General features: G+C 59.3%; 15 protein-coding genes. 13 read left to right on the forward strand and 2 right to left on the reverse strand.

Annotation, left to right across the window (positions count from 1 at the left end; genetic code table 11):
- Nucleotides 1-17 precede the first annotated feature (17 nt).
- Together deoC and ACPV0M_RS04100 are read left to right on the forward strand one after the other, a co-directional pair.
- On the forward strand, nucleotides 18-707 hold the full coding sequence (deoC, locus tag ACPV0M_RS04095; protein ID WP_425621694.1) for a deoxyribose-phosphate aldolase: 690 nt from the start codon (nucleotides 18-20) through the stop codon (nucleotides 705-707).
- A 421-nt stretch (nucleotides 708-1,128) separates the two neighbouring features.
- Nucleotides 1,129-2,205, forward strand: a complete 1,077-nt coding sequence (locus tag ACPV0M_RS04100; protein ID WP_425621695.1) for a tetratricopeptide repeat protein — start codon at nucleotides 1,129-1,131, stop codon at nucleotides 2,203-2,205.
- Between the two features lie 820 nt (nucleotides 2,206-3,025).
- On the opposite strand, the gene ACPV0M_RS04105 is transcribed toward ACPV0M_RS04100, so the two are convergent.
- Nucleotides 3,026-3,214, reverse strand: a complete 189-nt coding sequence (locus tag ACPV0M_RS04105) for a hypothetical protein (RefSeq protein ID WP_425621696.1) — start codon at nucleotides 3,212-3,214, stop codon at nucleotides 3,026-3,028.
- 334 nt (nucleotides 3,215-3,548) lie between these two features.
- Between ACPV0M_RS04105 and ACPV0M_RS04110 the strand changes: the two genes are divergently transcribed.
- The 10 genes from ACPV0M_RS04110 to surE all read left to right on the forward strand — a co-directional run bounded on the left by ACPV0M_RS04110 (nucleotide 3,549) and on the right by surE (nucleotide 10,556).
- Nucleotides 3,549-4,079, forward strand: a complete 531-nt coding sequence (locus tag ACPV0M_RS04110; protein ID WP_425620721.1) for a DUF6431 domain-containing protein — start codon at nucleotides 3,549-3,551, stop codon at nucleotides 4,077-4,079.
- A gap of 50 nt (nucleotides 4,080-4,129) precedes the next feature.
- A complete protein-coding gene (locus tag ACPV0M_RS04115; protein ID WP_425620722.1) occupies nucleotides 4,130-5,488 on the forward strand; it encodes a DDE-type integrase/transposase/recombinase in 1,359 nt (452 codons plus the stop codon).
- Nucleotides 5,481-6,281 carry an ExeA family protein gene (locus ACPV0M_RS04120; RefSeq protein ID WP_425620723.1) on the forward strand — a complete coding sequence of 267 codons (801 nt, stop codon included), beginning with the start codon at nucleotides 5,481-5,483 and terminating at the stop codon, nucleotides 6,279-6,281. Before ACPV0M_RS04115 ends, ACPV0M_RS04120 begins: the two co-directional genes overlap by 8 nt.
- Before the next feature lie 315 nt (nucleotides 6,282-6,596).
- A complete protein-coding gene (gene queD, locus ACPV0M_RS04125) occupies nucleotides 6,597-7,001 on the forward strand; it encodes a 6-carboxytetrahydropterin synthase QueD (RefSeq protein WP_425621697.1) in 405 nt (134 codons plus the stop codon).
- Nucleotides 6,998-7,657: a 7-cyano-7-deazaguanine synthase QueC gene (queC, locus tag ACPV0M_RS04130; RefSeq protein ID WP_425621698.1), complete on the forward strand. Its 660-nt coding sequence runs from the start codon at nucleotides 6,998-7,000 to the stop codon at nucleotides 7,655-7,657. The genes queD and queC overlap by 4 nt, the downstream gene beginning before the upstream one ends.
- Nucleotides 7,654-8,220: a DUF366 family protein gene (locus ACPV0M_RS04135; RefSeq protein WP_425621699.1), complete on the forward strand. Its 567-nt coding sequence runs from the start codon at nucleotides 7,654-7,656 to the stop codon at nucleotides 8,218-8,220. Before queC ends, ACPV0M_RS04135 begins: the two co-directional genes overlap by 4 nt.
- A gap of 1 nt (nucleotide 8,221) precedes the next feature.
- Entirely contained in the window at nucleotides 8,222-8,938 is a 717-nt protein-coding gene (locus ACPV0M_RS04140) for a 7-carboxy-7-deazaguanine synthase QueE (RefSeq protein ID WP_425621700.1), read from the forward strand.
- 14 nt (nucleotides 8,939-8,952) lie between these two features.
- Complete coding sequence (gene folE, locus ACPV0M_RS04145; RefSeq protein WP_425622122.1) at nucleotides 8,953-9,516, forward strand: GTP cyclohydrolase I FolE; 564 nt, start codon at nucleotides 8,953-8,955, stop codon at nucleotides 9,514-9,516.
- Between the two features lie 68 nt (nucleotides 9,517-9,584).
- A complete protein-coding gene (locus ACPV0M_RS04150; RefSeq protein ID WP_425621701.1) occupies nucleotides 9,585-9,767 on the forward strand; it encodes a YpmA family protein in 183 nt (60 codons plus the stop codon).
- A 15-nt stretch (nucleotides 9,768-9,782) separates the two neighbouring features.
- Nucleotides 9,783-10,556, forward strand: a complete 774-nt coding sequence (gene surE, locus ACPV0M_RS04155; protein WP_425621702.1) for a 5'/3'-nucleotidase SurE — start codon at nucleotides 9,783-9,785, stop codon at nucleotides 10,554-10,556.
- Here the strand turns inward: surE and spoVB are convergent.
- Nucleotides 10,546-12,114: a stage V sporulation protein B gene (gene spoVB / locus ACPV0M_RS04160; RefSeq protein ID WP_425621703.1), complete on the reverse strand. Its 1,569-nt coding sequence runs from the start codon at nucleotides 12,112-12,114 to the stop codon at nucleotides 10,546-10,548. The genes surE and spoVB overlap by 11 nt on opposite strands.
- 204 nt (nucleotides 12,115-12,318) lie before the next feature.
- Between spoVB and fusA the strand changes: the two genes are divergently transcribed.
- Nucleotides 12,319-14,343, forward strand: coding sequence for an elongation factor G (gene fusA / locus ACPV0M_RS04165; protein ID WP_425621704.1), 2,025 nt, complete (start codon nucleotides 12,319-12,321; stop codon nucleotides 14,341-14,343).
- Nucleotides 14,344-14,364: the final 21 nt, after the last annotated feature.

Raw genomic sequence — 14,364 nt, forward strand, 5'->3', positions numbered from 1 at the left:
ACGGGAGATTGGCGATAATGAACCTGAGCAAAGCGGAACTGGCCAAGCTGATTGACCACACCAACCTGAGGCCTGATGCGGTAAGAGCGGACATCGTGCGATTGTGCGCAGAAGCCAGGGAGTTCGGCTTCGGCGCGGTATGCGTGGCGTCGTGCTATACGCCGACGGCGGTCTCCCAGCTTTACGGCACGGGCATCAAAGTCTGTACCGTGATCGGCTTCCCGCACGGCACGGCCTCGCTGGCCGCCAAGGTGGCGGAGGCCAGACAGGCGGCCCTGGACGGCACCGACGAGATCGACGTTGTACTGAACGTCGGCGCCATCAAGGAAGGTGACACGGCCTACGCCATGTCGGAAGCCGACAAAGTCATCGAGGGCGCGCGTGACATTCGCAAGGATATCCACGTTAAACTGATCCTCGAAACCGGGTACCTGACCGACCAGGAGAAGCTTGTCGGCTGCTGGGTGGCTACGGGAGCCGGCGCGGATGCGGTTAAAACCTCGACGGGCTACGGCCCCAAAGGGGCCACCGCGGAGGACGTGCGATTCCTGCGCAGGGCTGTCGGCAGCGCCCTCGGGGTGAAAGCCGCCGGCGGCATCCGCAACCTGGCCTTCGCCCTGGCGATGCTGGAGGCCGGCGCCGACCGCTTGGGGACAAGCTCTGGCGTTGCGATTATGCAGGAATGGCCCGGGATGTGGGGCTGTTGAAAAACTTCGCCTGGCTTTGTCACGCTCGCCGCCCAGTGCTCACGTACCACCCAGTACGCTCCGCGCTGGCCGGCTTCGCCTTCCGCGCCATGCTCGTTTTTGAACAGCCCCTGTTTTTTCAACACGTCCGATGTAGGTCTTGCGGCGGCCTTGTGTGAGTTCGAGTGCTGCAGAATGAACAGCCCCTGTTTTTTCAACACGTCCGATGTAGGGGACCGCTATTCTGAACTGGAGTGTCGAACTCCTGCGTATAATCCCTACCTTTGTCGGAAGAAACTTGGAAATAATGGCAGGATAAGGAAGCTTACGCGCCGAAACCTCTACCGGAAAGAGAGGGGAGGCGCACCGAATGTACTGGATTTTTGTTCGAAGCCCATGGGCGCGAATGAAGGACAGGGTAAATCGCAGCAGCTTCTGGTATTTGAGTTCGCGCTTTTACAGGCTGATAGGCGCGGAAACGCGCGCGCTCAATCTTCTCGAGGCCGTACTGAAGAAGGTGCCGAAAAGAGCCGACCTGCATCTCGAGGCGGGGAAACTGTATCTTCATCGCGGACAGCTCGACCGGGCCGCCTGGCACCTGTCGAGAGCCAATTACGGTTTTGATACCGGTAATTTCATTGCCTGGCTTGAGGAAACAACCCTAAACGATGACAAGGAGATTCTCGGGGATCGCGCCAGGATTTTTTGCGCCCTGGGGGACTGGCACCTGCAGGCGGGCGAACCGGAGAAAGCCCTGACGATGTACGACCGGGCGATGCTCGCGGGACGGAACGTGGGCATCTCCGTACTGAACAACAGGGGTCTGGCCCTGATGCAACTCGGCAGGATGCGCGAAGCCAAGGTGCATTTCGAGCAGGCCCGCGCTTACGGCTCCAACGCCGAGCTCGAGTTCAACAGCGGTTTGCTCTACAGCAAGCTCGGCCAGCACCGGGAAGCCGTCGATTGTTACGAGTCGGCCCAGCGGCACGGCTTTAATTCTGTCGAACTGCTTAACAACAAGGGCTTCAGCCTTTTCCACCTCCGCCGCTATGAAGAGGCCGTACTGTGCTACGAACTGGCCAGAAAACTGGCCCCCGCCGACCCTACCGTGCTGGCCAATCTTGCTGCCTGTTACGAAGTGACAGAGCAATACACCAAAGCGGTGAGCGTGTATTACGCCGCCTTGAAGTACGCGCCGAACGACGCCGCGCTCCACAACAACCTTGCCGTCTGCCTGGTGAAGCTCCAAAAATTTGCCGACGCCTTGCCGCACCACGACCGGGCGTTGGCGCTGGTCCCGCAAAACACTGTTTACCACGCCAACCGGGCCATCTGCCTGGGTCACCTGGGCAACGCCGAGGAGGCGACGAAGATCTTCCAGCACCTGCTGGCGAAAGACCCAAGGAACACGCTCCTCTGGGGCCTGTACGGTGACTTTCTGGCCCAGCTGCAGCGTATGGACGAAGCGGTCGACGCCTACAATCTGTCCCTGGGCCTGGTCGATCCGGGCGCCGCATAAATAGCTGTAAGCTATAGGTGATAAGGAGCAGCACATCGTTTACATCCAGGGTAGTTTGTATCCTAAACTACAATTTCTCGACCCTGGTAACCAACGATAACGGTTACAGCGGGTCTGGGTTATCCCCGCCGCTCCGTGCTCCGCTTCGACCGTTCTATGAGGCCGTTGAAAAGCTTCGCCTGACTTTGAGAAGTGTGAGGCGAGAGGTCAGAGGTGAGTATCAATGAAGGAATTCACCAAGCGAATTCCAACCCTGTGTTCCCACTTCTGACTTCCCACGACCCACATCTCAAAGGCCTTCCGCGCCATGCTCGCTTTTGAACGGCCTTTCGGGTGATTGCCTAAGCTCGGTTCAGAGCGTGGCGGGCCTCCTGCGGATTGTTCGCAGGCGCAGCTTTCCAAAGGTTGCCCAAGTACGCGCCGAGGCCTTGACGTAGCGAACGTTGGGAGTATAAATCAAAAATGCGCAGTGAGCCGAGGGAAAGCGTACGGCCGACGCTGCGACGGCGGAAGCGCCCGCGAACGTCCTCGTCGGCAGCCATGCTGGCTTCACCTTCGCTAAGAACGGTGCCCGAAGCTTTCAGCAAAGTCGCTTGCGGGGATAAACCCAGACCCGAACAGCAAGGGCTATTATCGAGCTAATGCTAAACATGTTAACGATGTTATTGATAAAAACTGTCAACGATGTCCTGCTACCTGACGCTTAATACATAGTGCCTAGTTGATAAGTAGCAGCACATCGTGGACAAAAGAGTGCTACAAATTTGTAGCAGCACATCGTGGACAAAAAGAGTGCTCCTAATTAGGAGCAGCACATCGTTTACATCCAGGGTAACTTGTAGTCGATAACCGCGACCTCGTGGCCCTGGCAGTCAACGATGAGCACCTGTTCTTTGACATAGATAGTTGCAGTTACGTACTCGTACACGACACTTCTATCAAGGCGAAAGCGCTCAGTGAAGATGTCGAGCATCGCATCACTCCTGATGAAGCGGATCAGCTTGACCATTCCTGAGGTTGGTGGCTCCTTCGGTACAGAGGTTTCGTGTAGGAGTCGAACACTACAGCCGGAAGCTTGCAGCGATTCGTTCGGGGTTTTCCCCGATAGAGCAAGGATCTTAAGGCAGGACATGTCCACGATGTTACGGTCTAAAACTGTCCACGATGTCCTGCTTGTTAGGGCTAACCTGAAACGTCCGAAAGCTGACGGGATTGCCTGACCGGGGGCTGCTGGATATAATGGCCATATCATTTAGAAAGGAAAGACGCCCCTGTTTGTTGTGCCACCGTGGTCAGCAGCAGCACCAGAGGCGCCCATCACCGTATGGTCATTGTAACAAAATATGAGCTCGTTGAGAACCCCGACAGGGGTGTTTTTTGTGAGGAGCGCGGAGCAGATTCCCTGTCCCTGCTGTAGCGGGCATTTAAAGGTAATTGGCAGCCGCCAACGGAGCTGTATCGACAGCCTCGGGGACAAGATCATCCTTATCATCCGCCGCCTTCGTTGTGTTGCGTGCCGTCGCATCCACCACGAACTGCCGGACATGCTGGTACCGTACAAGCGTCACATAAGAGATAGCATTGAGGCAGCCGTGGGCGGTGATCCGGCCCTTAGCGTCACGGCCGATGAATCCACCTTGTGGCGCTGGCGGAGATGGTTTCGGGCACTGGCTGCGTACTTCCTTGGCTGCCTCACCGCCCTCGCCGCCCGTTATGCGATAGCGTCTGCGGAAGGACGATCCACCCTTCCCCGGTCCGCGCTCCACGGGATCTGGCAGTTGGTAGGGGATGCCCCCGGCTGGCTGGCCAGAGTTGTCCGCCCGGTGGCCAATGCAAATCTTTGGGTACAGACCCGTTCGGCATTCCTGTCCTGACGGCTTTGGCATAGACTCGTGCTGAATTAACTTTAAGGAGGGTATTCAGCATGAGAGACCACCGGAAGGCCGAAGAGATCGCCGCCCAGCGGATGCAGCTTTTGTCCCCGCTGTTGGCGGAAGACGTGGATGCGGCCAAAGCCAGAAAACTCAGGGCCCAGATTTGCGCACAGACCGGGCTATCCGAGCGTACCTTGCGCCGGTATCTGGCCCGGTACCGGGAAAACGGGTTCGGGGGCCTCAAGCCCAAGGGTAAGGGTGAACGCCTGAACCAGGAGGCCGTCCCGGCCAACATCCTGGAGCAGGCCATCCTTTTGCGCCGCGAGGCGCCGGGAAGAAGTGTCGCGCAGATCATTCAGATTCTGGAGTGGGAAGGACTGGCCGAACCCGGCCGGATCAAACGCAGCACCCTGCAGGAGAAACTGGCGGAGAAGGGCTACAGCGCCCGGCACATGCGGATGTACGCGGATACCGGCGTCGCCGCCCGGCGGTTTCAGAAAAGGCACCGCAACCAGCTCTGGCATTCAGATATCAAGTATGGGCCGTACCTGCCCATCGGCCCGGATGGCGCCAAGAAGCAGGTCTATCTGGTATCCTTCTTTGACGACGCCACGCGCTTTGTCATGCACGGAGAGTTCTATCCCACCCTGGACCAGATCATCGTCGAAAACTGTTTCCGGCAGGCGATCCAGAAGTACGGGGCGCCCGAGGCGGTGTTTTTTGATAACGGTAAACAATACCGGACCAGGTGGATGACCCGGGCCTGCGCCAAGATGGGCATCCGGCTGCTGTATGCCAAGCCGTATGCCCCGGAAGCAACCGGCAAGGTGGAGCGCTTCAACCGAGTGGTGGACGCCTTCCTGGCCGAGGCGGCCTTGGAGAAACCGCAGTCGCTGGACAAGCTCAATGAGCTGTTCTGGGTTTGGCTGGAGGAGTGTTACCAGAACAAGCCCCATTCAGCCCTGGCGAACAATCAGAGCCCGGCTGCCGCTTACCGCAGTGACAGCAAGGCGATCAGGTTTTTGGATGCCGAAACTATCGCATCTGCTTTTCTGCACTGCGAGGAAAGGAAGGTCGACAAGGCGGGCTGCATCAGCTTCGCAGGCAAGAAGTACGAGGTCGGTCTGAATTTCATCGGTTGCAAGGTGGATGTCGTCTACGACCCGGCTGATACCGCCGAACTGACCATCGAGTACGAGGGGCATGTGCCCTTTAAGGTTAAGCCACTGGTCATTGGAGAGCGGACCGGAGAGCGCCCGCGACTGCCAGAGTATTTGCAGAGCCAGACTGCCGAATCATCCAGGCTCCTGTCTGCAGCGGCAAAGAGAAACAAACAGAGGAGAGAGCAGCAGGCCCCTGCCGTCATCTACCGGGCGGTACGCAAGGGGGAGGTCGGCGGCAGTGTTTGAAGAATTCTACGGCCTCGCCCATACCCCGTTCACCCGCGACATTCCGACAGACCAGTTGTACCCGTCCATGATGCTGGAAGAGACATTGGGCAGACTGGAACATGCCGCCAAGCGCCAACTGTTTGTTGTGTTCACCGGGGACAGCGGGACCGGCAAGACCACCGCCATCCGGCGTTTCAAGGATATCCTCGACCCGGCCCGGTTTCTGGTAATGTACCTGGCGGATTCCAAACTGACACCCCGGCATTTCTACAAAGGCCTGCTGGAACAGCTGGGGTGTGAAGCCAAGTTCTATCGGGGCGATGCCAAGCGCCAACTGCACCGGGAGATCGAGCTGATGCGGGGCGTTCATTCTTTGCAGCCGGTGGTGATCCTGGATGAAGCACACTTGTTAGATAAGGAGATGCTGGAAGAGGTCCGGTTTCTCCTCAACTTCAAGATGGACTCCACAAGCCCCATGGCCCTTATCCTGGTCGGGCAGAGCGAGCTGCGGGAACGGCTCCAGCTCCAAGCCTACGCCGCCATCCGGCAACGCATCGACTTGCAGTGTAGACTAACCCACCTGGACAGGGCGCAAACCGGTGAGTATGTGAAACGGCACCTGGCATACGCCGGTGCGGACCGAGACATCTTCTCGGATGGTGCGTTGGATGAGATCTTTCGTTTCTCGGCCGGGACCCCGCGGCTGATCAACAAGGCCTGTACCCATTGCCTGATCTACGGGGCGCAGAACGGCAACCGGATCGTTGACGACCACATGGTAAAGCGGGTGATTCAGGGAGAGCTGATGTAGCTCTCCCTGCTCCGCCCGCCGATGGTTACCGGCCAACTATTCGTCAATTGTTGGACAATTAACACCGTCTATCCCCGGACATTATGGGGTGGCAGTAACACCTGCTATTTGACACCTAGTGCCTAGTGCCTAGTGCCATAAAAAGAGTCTCTCTTACTGAGACTCTTTTTGTGTCTGCAGGAGTTTTCGCGGTGGACTGGAGAATATGTTCCGGGTATCGGGGTTCGCCGGAGGAAAGAAGGCGCGGTTTTTCGAAAGCCTTCCACGCCACGGGGGCGTGGTTATACTACTACCACCACATATGGAGGAGACGGAATGGCTACGATTTTCGAGCTCACGGTCCTGTCCTCATTCGCCGCAGCCCACAGGCTGCCCGAACATCCCTGCAAGTGCCGCAACCTTCACGGGCACACGTGGTCCGTCGAGGTTACGGTTACGGGCGGCCAGATCGACCGGTCGGGAATGGTGATTGATTTCGGCGTCCTCAAGACCCACGTCAACGAGGTTGTCGAGCAGCTCGACCACCGCCTGTTAAACGAAATGTCCTGGTTTGACGGCAACGCTCCCGACAGGCTGCCGACGGCCGAAAACATCGCCCGGTGCATCTTCAGGGAGGTAAGCCGGCGGGTCGCCGGGACCGTCCCGGGGGTAGCCGTCAGCCTCGTTAAAGTCTGGGAATCGCCGACGTCCGCGGTGGCCTACAGGGAGGTCGCCGAATGAGAGGGATCGTGCTGCTCTCCGGCGGTCTCGATTCGGTGGTTAATCTGGCCTACGCCAGGAATACGCTCGATATCCGGCTTTGCCTGACCGCCGATTACGGGCAGGCGGCGGCGGCAAGTGAAATCACGGCGGCAAGGGCTGTTGCCGGCTATTACGGCCTGGAGCACCGGGTCGTCGAATTGCCCTTTTTGCAAGCCATTTCCAGTTCGGCCCTGTTCAGCCCGGCTCAGATACCCGAACCATCCCTCGGTGAACTCGACGATCCGGAGGCCGCCGAAAAAACAGCGCGGGCCGTCTGGGTACCGAACCGTAACGGCTTGCTCATCAACGTCGCGGCCTGCTTCGCCGAAGCCCTGCAGTGCCAGCGCATCGTGGTCGGGTTCAATAGAGAAGAGGCTGCAACCTTTCCGGACAATTCCACGGACTTCGTGGCTACCGCCAACGAAGCGCTGCGGTTTTCCACGCTGGCCGGAGTACAGGTCGTGTGTTACACCCAGCGCTTGGACAAGACGGAAATCGTGGCGCTGGGCAAGCGCTTGGACGTGCCGTGGCACTACATCTGGAGCTGTTACCGCTCCGGCGGGCGGCCGTGCGGGAAGTGCGAGAGCTGCCGCCGCTTGCACCGGGCTATGGCGGAGGAGGGGATGGAACCTTGATCAAAACCCTTGTTGTTTCCCGCGAAGTGGACTACGACGGAAGCCAGCTTGCTTCGCTCTGGGCCTTGCGAAATTTCAACGTCCAGGGGGACAGCATCGTGGCCTTCACCGGCGCCTGCAACGTGGACCTGCCGTCTCTCGTCGACGTCCGCGACTACCTTGACAACGCCCCGATATACAGCCCTCGCATGCTGCATTTTATCGTCGAGCACTTCACCAACGACCTGGACAGGACCATCCTTTGCCAGCGTCTCCTCATCGCCATCATCAAGGATATCGTCGGGGGGAGAGGAGCGACCGGCCTGGAGCGGATGGGCGACGACCTGTACGTGCGGAACCGCAAGCTGTCGGTTTCGATAGCCACCGTCACCCCGGTGAGCACGATGATCCACACCGGCCTGAACATTGATACCGAGGGCGTGCCCGTGCCGGCCATAGGCCTTCCTGAGCTGGGCTGGCCGGACAGCGATACGCCCCTTTTGGCCGAACAGGTCTGCGCGGCCTACGCCCGAGAAATGGCAAGCGTTAGAATGGCCCGCTGCAAGGTCCGGGGGGTACGGTAGGTTGGAGGCCCCGCTGCGCGAAATCTTTACCTCCATCCAGGGCGAGGGGCCTTATGTCGGCTATCGCCATCTTTTCGTACGTTTTGGCGGCTGCAACCTGCATTGCCGCTACTGTGACACTCCGAAGGACGTACCGTCCGCGTACCGGGTTGAAAACCCTCCCGGAAGCAGGCGTTTTACGATGCATGCCAACCCCGCGACCGTGGACGATATCCTTTCCCGCCTGGCATCCTTGCCCAGGGAGATTTATCACGCCGTGAGCCTGACCGGCGGCGAGCCCTTGCTCTACCCGGGATTCCTCGAAAAGCTCGTCCCCGCGCTGCGGGCCATGGGTTTCCGTTCCTACCTGGAGACCAACGGCACCCTCACCGAAGCGTTGACAAGCCTTGTCGAACTAATAGATATTATTGCTATGGATTTCAAGCTGCCGAGCGCCACCGGCGAGGCCTGGCGCGGCGAAATTCACCGGGGTTTTTTACGCGCGGCCTGCCGGACGAGGGTTTTCGTCAAGATGGTCGTCTGCAGGGCGACACACCGCGAAGAGTTTACGGAAGCCTTACGAGTCGTGGCATCGATCTCCCGGGACGTGCCGCTGGTCATCCAGCCGGTTACCCCTTACGACGGTACGGACGTGCTGGGCTTGCAGGAAATGGCCGCCGCATACCTGAACGACGTCAGGATCATTCCCCAAATACATCCGGTGATGGATATATTGTAGTCGGAGGAGGCAACCTGTTGGATTTAGAGAAGATTGAGCGGGCTGTGAAGATGATCCTGGAGGCCATCGGCGAGGACCCCGGCAGGGAGGGGCTGCGCGACACCCCGCGCCGCGTGGCACGCATGTACCAGGAAGTCTTTGCCGGGCTGCCCCGGAACCCCGAAGACGAGCTCGAGCGTTTCTTTACCGAAGACCACGAGGAACTGGTCCTGGTCAAGGACATCCCGCTCTTCTCCTTTTGCGAGCACCACCTGCTGCCGTTTTTCGGCAAGGCCCACGTGGCTTACATTCCCCGGCGCGGCTTGATCACGGGGCTCTCGAAGCTGGCCCGGGTCGTCGAGGGCTTCGCCCGCCGCCCGCAGCTCCAGGAACGGCTGACCGCCCAGGTGGCCGACGCGATTATGCGCAAGCTCGAGCCTCACGGCGTCCTTGTGGTGATCGAGGCCGAGCACATGTGCATGACCATGCGCGGGATCAACAAACCCGGCGCCAAGACCGTAACCTCCGCCGTCAGGGGGATCTTTGAATCCAACGCCAAAACCCGGATGGAGGCTTTCGCCCTCATCAAAGGCAGCTAGAGAGGCGGATTTCATCAAGTCCAACTTCTGACTTCCGGCGTCCGACTTCCTTATCAGGAGGATCGACAATGACGAAGCAACAGTCCGGCAGGAGCAGGCTGGAAATGATAGCCAACCAGTCTTTTGCCGCATACGATGAGATGTACAGGGTCGTGGACTTCCTGAACAAGGCCCTCAAGAATAGGGGCCTGATCTTTGGCCTTACGCAGGAAAAGGACGGCAGCATGACGATCGCGATTTATAACGCTTAGATTTAGGAGACATTGATGAAGATCCTGTTAACGAACGACGACGGCATTTTTGCGCGGGGGCTCAGCGTTCTCCGCCAGGCTCTGGAACCAATCGCCGAAGAAATCTATGTTATCGCCCCCGACAGGGAGCGCAGCGCCGTGGGGCACGCCATCACCATGCACCGCCCGCTGCGCGTCAGGGAGACGTCGTTTGACAATCCCGTATCCAAAGGGTGGGTCGTCGACGGAACGCCGGCGGACTGCGTTAAGCTGGGACTGGAGTCCCTGGTGCCTCGCGAGCCCGACATCGTGGTCGCGGGCATCAACCTGGGACCGAACCTCGGCACCGACGTCCTTTACTCCGGGACGGTGGCGTCCGCCCTGGAGGGTGTAATCAACGGGGTGCCGGCGATCGCCGTATCCCTGGCCACGCATCAGGATCAGGATTTCACCTGCGCCGCGGCCTATACCAGGCAGCTGCTGCCCGTTGTCCTGCAGCGCGGGATTTCCAGGGGAACTCTGCTTAACATCAACGTCCCTCCCGGTGTACCCAAGGGGAGCATGCTGACCAAGCTGGGCAGCCTTGTCTACATCAACGCCATCGACAGGAGAACCGACCCGAGGGGGAGGGAGTACTTCTGGATGGCCGGGAAGCCGATGAGCGTTCACTCCGATCCCGGAACCGACATCGCCGCCGTGAGGGACGGGTATATCTCGATCACGCCGATCAACGTGGACATGACCGACTATAAGTCGTTGGAAGCCCTGAAGGATTGGCTCTTCCCCGACGCCGCCCTGCTCAACGGCTGAAGCGCCGGATCGGTTGGGATGCCTGAATCAGGAGTTGAACCGCGCGCTCTATGTGTGACCTTTCTATAGCCCCGGTGATTACGGCCACCAAAAAGTACGCCGACAAGCCTACGGCCATGGCGGCTGCGGCCGCCGCAGCCCCCGGTCCCCCGTTCTCCAGGACCAGCGCCATGGCGACGGCCATAACCAGGCCGGCAAAGAGCGGTTTAAGCACGGTATTCGAATAATTGATTTTGACCCCTGTAATCCTCACGACGTCCCGGGTATTCAGGACGGCCATAAGGACGAAATGGCTCACCAGGGCAAGGGACGTACCTATTATGCCCATTTCCGGCAGCCCGGTCAGGTAGTAAATCCCCGTCAGTTTGAGCGCTGAGGCGAAAAGCAAATTCTTAAAAGGCTCAACCGCCTTCCCCAACCCCTGGAGGATTCCGGTCGTGGTCTGGACGATGTACAGGAAAGGCCCGCCGAGGGCCAGCGCGCCCAGGATCCGGCCGGCGTCGGGATATCCGTACAGGATTGAGCAGAGCTGGGACGGCACCAGCAGGAAGATCACCGCGCTGGGCACACCCGTAAGGACTGTCAGCTTGAGGGCGTTGTTCACCCGCTGGGACATCAGGCGCCTGTTTCCCTGCGCGCGGGCCTCGGCTACCGCGGGAACCAGGGCGGTGGACAGCGATATAGTCAGGATGCCGGGGGTAAAAAGCAGCGTCTCCGCCATGCCCACCAGCTTGCCGTACACCGCAGTGGCTTCAAGGGTACTCAGGCCTGCAACCACCAGCCGCCTGGGGATCAATACAGCGTCAAGCGACATCAGGCCCGAGGAAACAAACCGGGTAAGGGTGACGGGGACGGCCAGCGAAAAGATGCGGCGGCTGGCAGTGAGAAGCCTTTCGCCGTTCCGGTGTCCGACGCGCGGGACGCGGGGCCGTTTACGGGCATAGATCGCCAGCATGCTGGCGAACCCGACGGCCTCGCCCGCCACGATACCCGCTGACGCGCCCGCCGTGGCATAGGCCACCCCGTACGGGAGCAGCCAGTAGGCCAGCCCCAGGCCGACGGCTACGCGCACGCACTGTTCGAGGATCTGGCTGAGGGCCGTGGGACTCATTTGCTGCAGACCCTGGAAAAACCCGCGAAAGGCCGAGCAAACCGAGACGATCAAGATGCCCGGGATTAAAACCGTAAAGGCCATGCGCACGTCGGGGTTGGCAAAGAGCCGTTGAAGCAGGCCGTCTCCGCCCAATACCAGCGCGGACGTGGTCAAAACGGCGAAGAAGACGATAAAGCTCAAGCCGATGCGGAAGATGCGGTAGGCGCCTGTCGGCCCCTTCCGGGCCATTTCCTCGGCGACCAGCTTGGCAATCGCCACCGGTATCCCGGCGCTCGCCAGCACGAGCAGCATGATGTATACGGGATAGACCATGCTGAAGAGGCCGATGCCCTCGGCATGGATCAGCCTGACCAGGACGATCTGGTATACAAAGCCGAGGACCCTGTTCAAAAGGCTGGCCATGGTGAGAATGAAGGTGCCGTAAGCCAGGGATTGTTTGGCCATGGTTATCTCCGTCAAATGTAATGGCAATAGATACTTATGTGGGAGTGGCCAAGCCTATGTGGAGAGCCGTCAGCCAAATTGTTCAGTCTACCGCAGGAATTTCGCTGCATGCGTAGAATGATAACTGTTGGCCTTTGGGGGGCTAAAGTATAGAAGGTAATTTCCAAGGATACCATTTTTATTAATAGATAAGGAGGCTACACCTTGAAGAACTACGAGGCCAGCCAAATTCGCAACTTGGCCGTGGTAGGCCACGGGGGAGCGGGCAAGACCTCGCTGGTCGAAGCGATGCTCTTTAATACCGGCGTCATTTCCCGCCTGGGGCGCGTCGAAGACGGCACGACCACAAGCGATTACCACCCCGAGGAAGCCAAGCGGGGGATGACCATTCATACCAGTATCGTGCCGGTCGAATGGAAGGGTTGCAAGATCAATGCCCTGGATACCCCCGGGTTTACCGATTTCGTCGGCGAAGTCAAAGGGGCGCTCCGCGTCGCGGACGCGGCCCTGTTCGTCGTCAGCGCCGTCGACGGCGTACAGGTAATGACCGAAGTGTTTTGGGACTTCGCTTCGGAGACCGGTTTGCCGAAGGTCGTCTTCATCAATAAATGCGACCGCGAAAACGCCAGCTTCGACAAGGTTTTAAACCAGCTCAAGGAGAAGTTTGAGGCCAACTTCGTGCCTTTCCAGGTCCCGATCGGCATGGCCGAAACCTTCCAGGGCGTTGTGGATCTGATTAAGGGAAAGGCGTTCGCATACACGGACGGTAAGGCCAAAGAAGTTCCTGTTCCCGCCGAACTGGGCGACAGCGTGACGGAATCTAAGGAGCAGCTTTCCGAGGCGGCCGCCGAGGCGGATGACGCCTTGATCGAGAAGTTCCTCGAAGGCGAGCCGCTGACCCCCGAAGAAATTGAAACGGGCTTAAAGCAGGGTCTTGCCGCCGGCAAGTTCGTACCCGTCCTCTGCGGCTCGGCGACCAAGAACATGGGGATGGACCTGCTCCTCGACAGCATCGTCAAATACTGCCCGGCTCCGGAGGCCGACGTCAACGAGCCGCTGGCGGCTTTAGTCTTCAAGACCCTCGCCGACCCGTTCGTAGGGCGGATGAACTTCGTGCGCGTGTACAGCGGGGAGCTTAAGAGCGACAGCACGGTATACAACGCCAGCAAGGAGAAAGCCGAAAAGATCGGCCAGGTGCTTTATACCCGCGGCAAAACGCAGGTGCCGGCGGAAAAGGCCCCGGCGGGGGATATCGTGGTCCTGGTCAAACTGGCCGAGACCACGACGGGCGACACCCTCTGCACTAAGGAAAACCCGGTGAAACTGCCCGGCATCGACTTCCCCGAACCCGCTCTCAGCGTGGCTATCGCGCCCAAGAGCCAGGGCGACGAGGATAAGCTTTCAACCGCGCTGGCCCGGCTCCAGGAAGAAGAACCAACCATCCGCGTCACCAAGAACACCGAAACCAAACAGACCGTGCTCACCGGCATGGGCGACACCCAGCTCGATATCATCGTGGAACGCTTCAAGCGCAAGTACGGGCTTGACGTCGTCCTGTCCCCGCCAAAGGTTCCCTACCGCGAAACGATCCGCGCTACGGTCCAGGTCGAAGGCAAGCACAAGAAACAGTCCGGCGGGCGCGGGCAGTACGGTCACGTCTGGATCCGTTTTGAGCCGCTTCCCGGCGAGGATTTTGTCTTTGCCGAGGAGATTTTCGGCGGTTCGGTGCCCAACAACTACATCCCCGCCGTTGAAAAGGGCTTGCGCGAAGCGATAACCGAAGGCGTGCTGGCGGGCTATCCTGTAACCGGAATTAAGGCCGTCCTTTACGACGGTTCCTATCACCCTGTTGACTCTTCGGAAATGGCCTTTAAGATCGCCGCGTCGCTGGCCTTCAAAAAGGGGATGCAGCAGGCCAAGCCCGTGCTGCTGGAGCCGATCATGGAGGTCGAAGTTACGGTGCCAGACGTCTTCATGGGCGACATCATCAGTGACCTGAACGCCAAGCGCGGGCGCGTGCTGGGCATGACGCCGGAAGGCAAGCAGACCCGTATCAAGGCGCACGTTCCGCTGGCCGAGCTGACCCGGTACGCGATTGACCTGAAGGCGATCACCCAGGGCCGGGCTTCCTTCTCGATGCAGTTCGCATCCTACGAGGAAGTGCCCGGCAGGCTGGCCGACGATATCATCAGAAAGGCCCAGGAGGAAAGGGCTGCCGACGAGAAATAAAGCCAAGGGCATAAGGCAGAA

The organism is Desulfosceptrum tomskiensis (genome assembly GCF_049818055.1).
GTDB lineage: Bacteria > Bacillota > Desulfotomaculia > Desulfotomaculales > JASEER01 > JBFLVT01.

Bases quoted from the DNA above. Each gene is read 5' to 3' on its own strand.
- ACPV0M_RS04105 (WP_425621696.1), bottom strand. From the start codon at position 3,214: ATGGTCAAGCTGATCCGCTTCATCAGGAGTGATGCGATGCTCGACATC.
- queC (WP_425621698.1), top strand. From the start codon at position 6,998: ATGAGAGGGATCGTGCTGCTCTCCGGCGGTCTCGATTCGGTGGTTAAT.
- ACPV0M_RS04150 (WP_425621701.1), top strand. From the start codon at position 9,585: ATGACGAAGCAACAGTCCGGCAGGAGCAGGCTGGAAATGATAGCCAAC.
- spoVB (WP_425621703.1), bottom strand. From the start codon at position 12,114: ATGGCCAAACAATCCCTGGCTTACGGCACCTTCATTCTCACCATGGCC.
- ACPV0M_RS04115 (WP_425620722.1), top strand. From the start codon at position 4,130: ATGAGAGACCACCGGAAGGCCGAAGAGATCGCCGCCCAGCGGATGCAG.
- queD (WP_425621697.1), top strand. From the start codon at position 6,597: ATGGCTACGATTTTCGAGCTCACGGTCCTGTCCTCATTCGCCGCAGCC.
- ACPV0M_RS04110 (WP_425620721.1), top strand. From the start codon at position 3,549: ATGAGCTCGTTGAGAACCCCGACAGGGGTGTTTTTTGTGAGGAGCGCG.
- surE (WP_425621702.1), top strand. From the start codon at position 9,783: ATGAAGATCCTGTTAACGAACGACGACGGCATTTTTGCGCGGGGGCTC.
- deoC (WP_425621694.1), top strand. From the start codon at position 18: ATGAACCTGAGCAAAGCGGAACTGGCCAAGCTGATTGACCACACCAAC.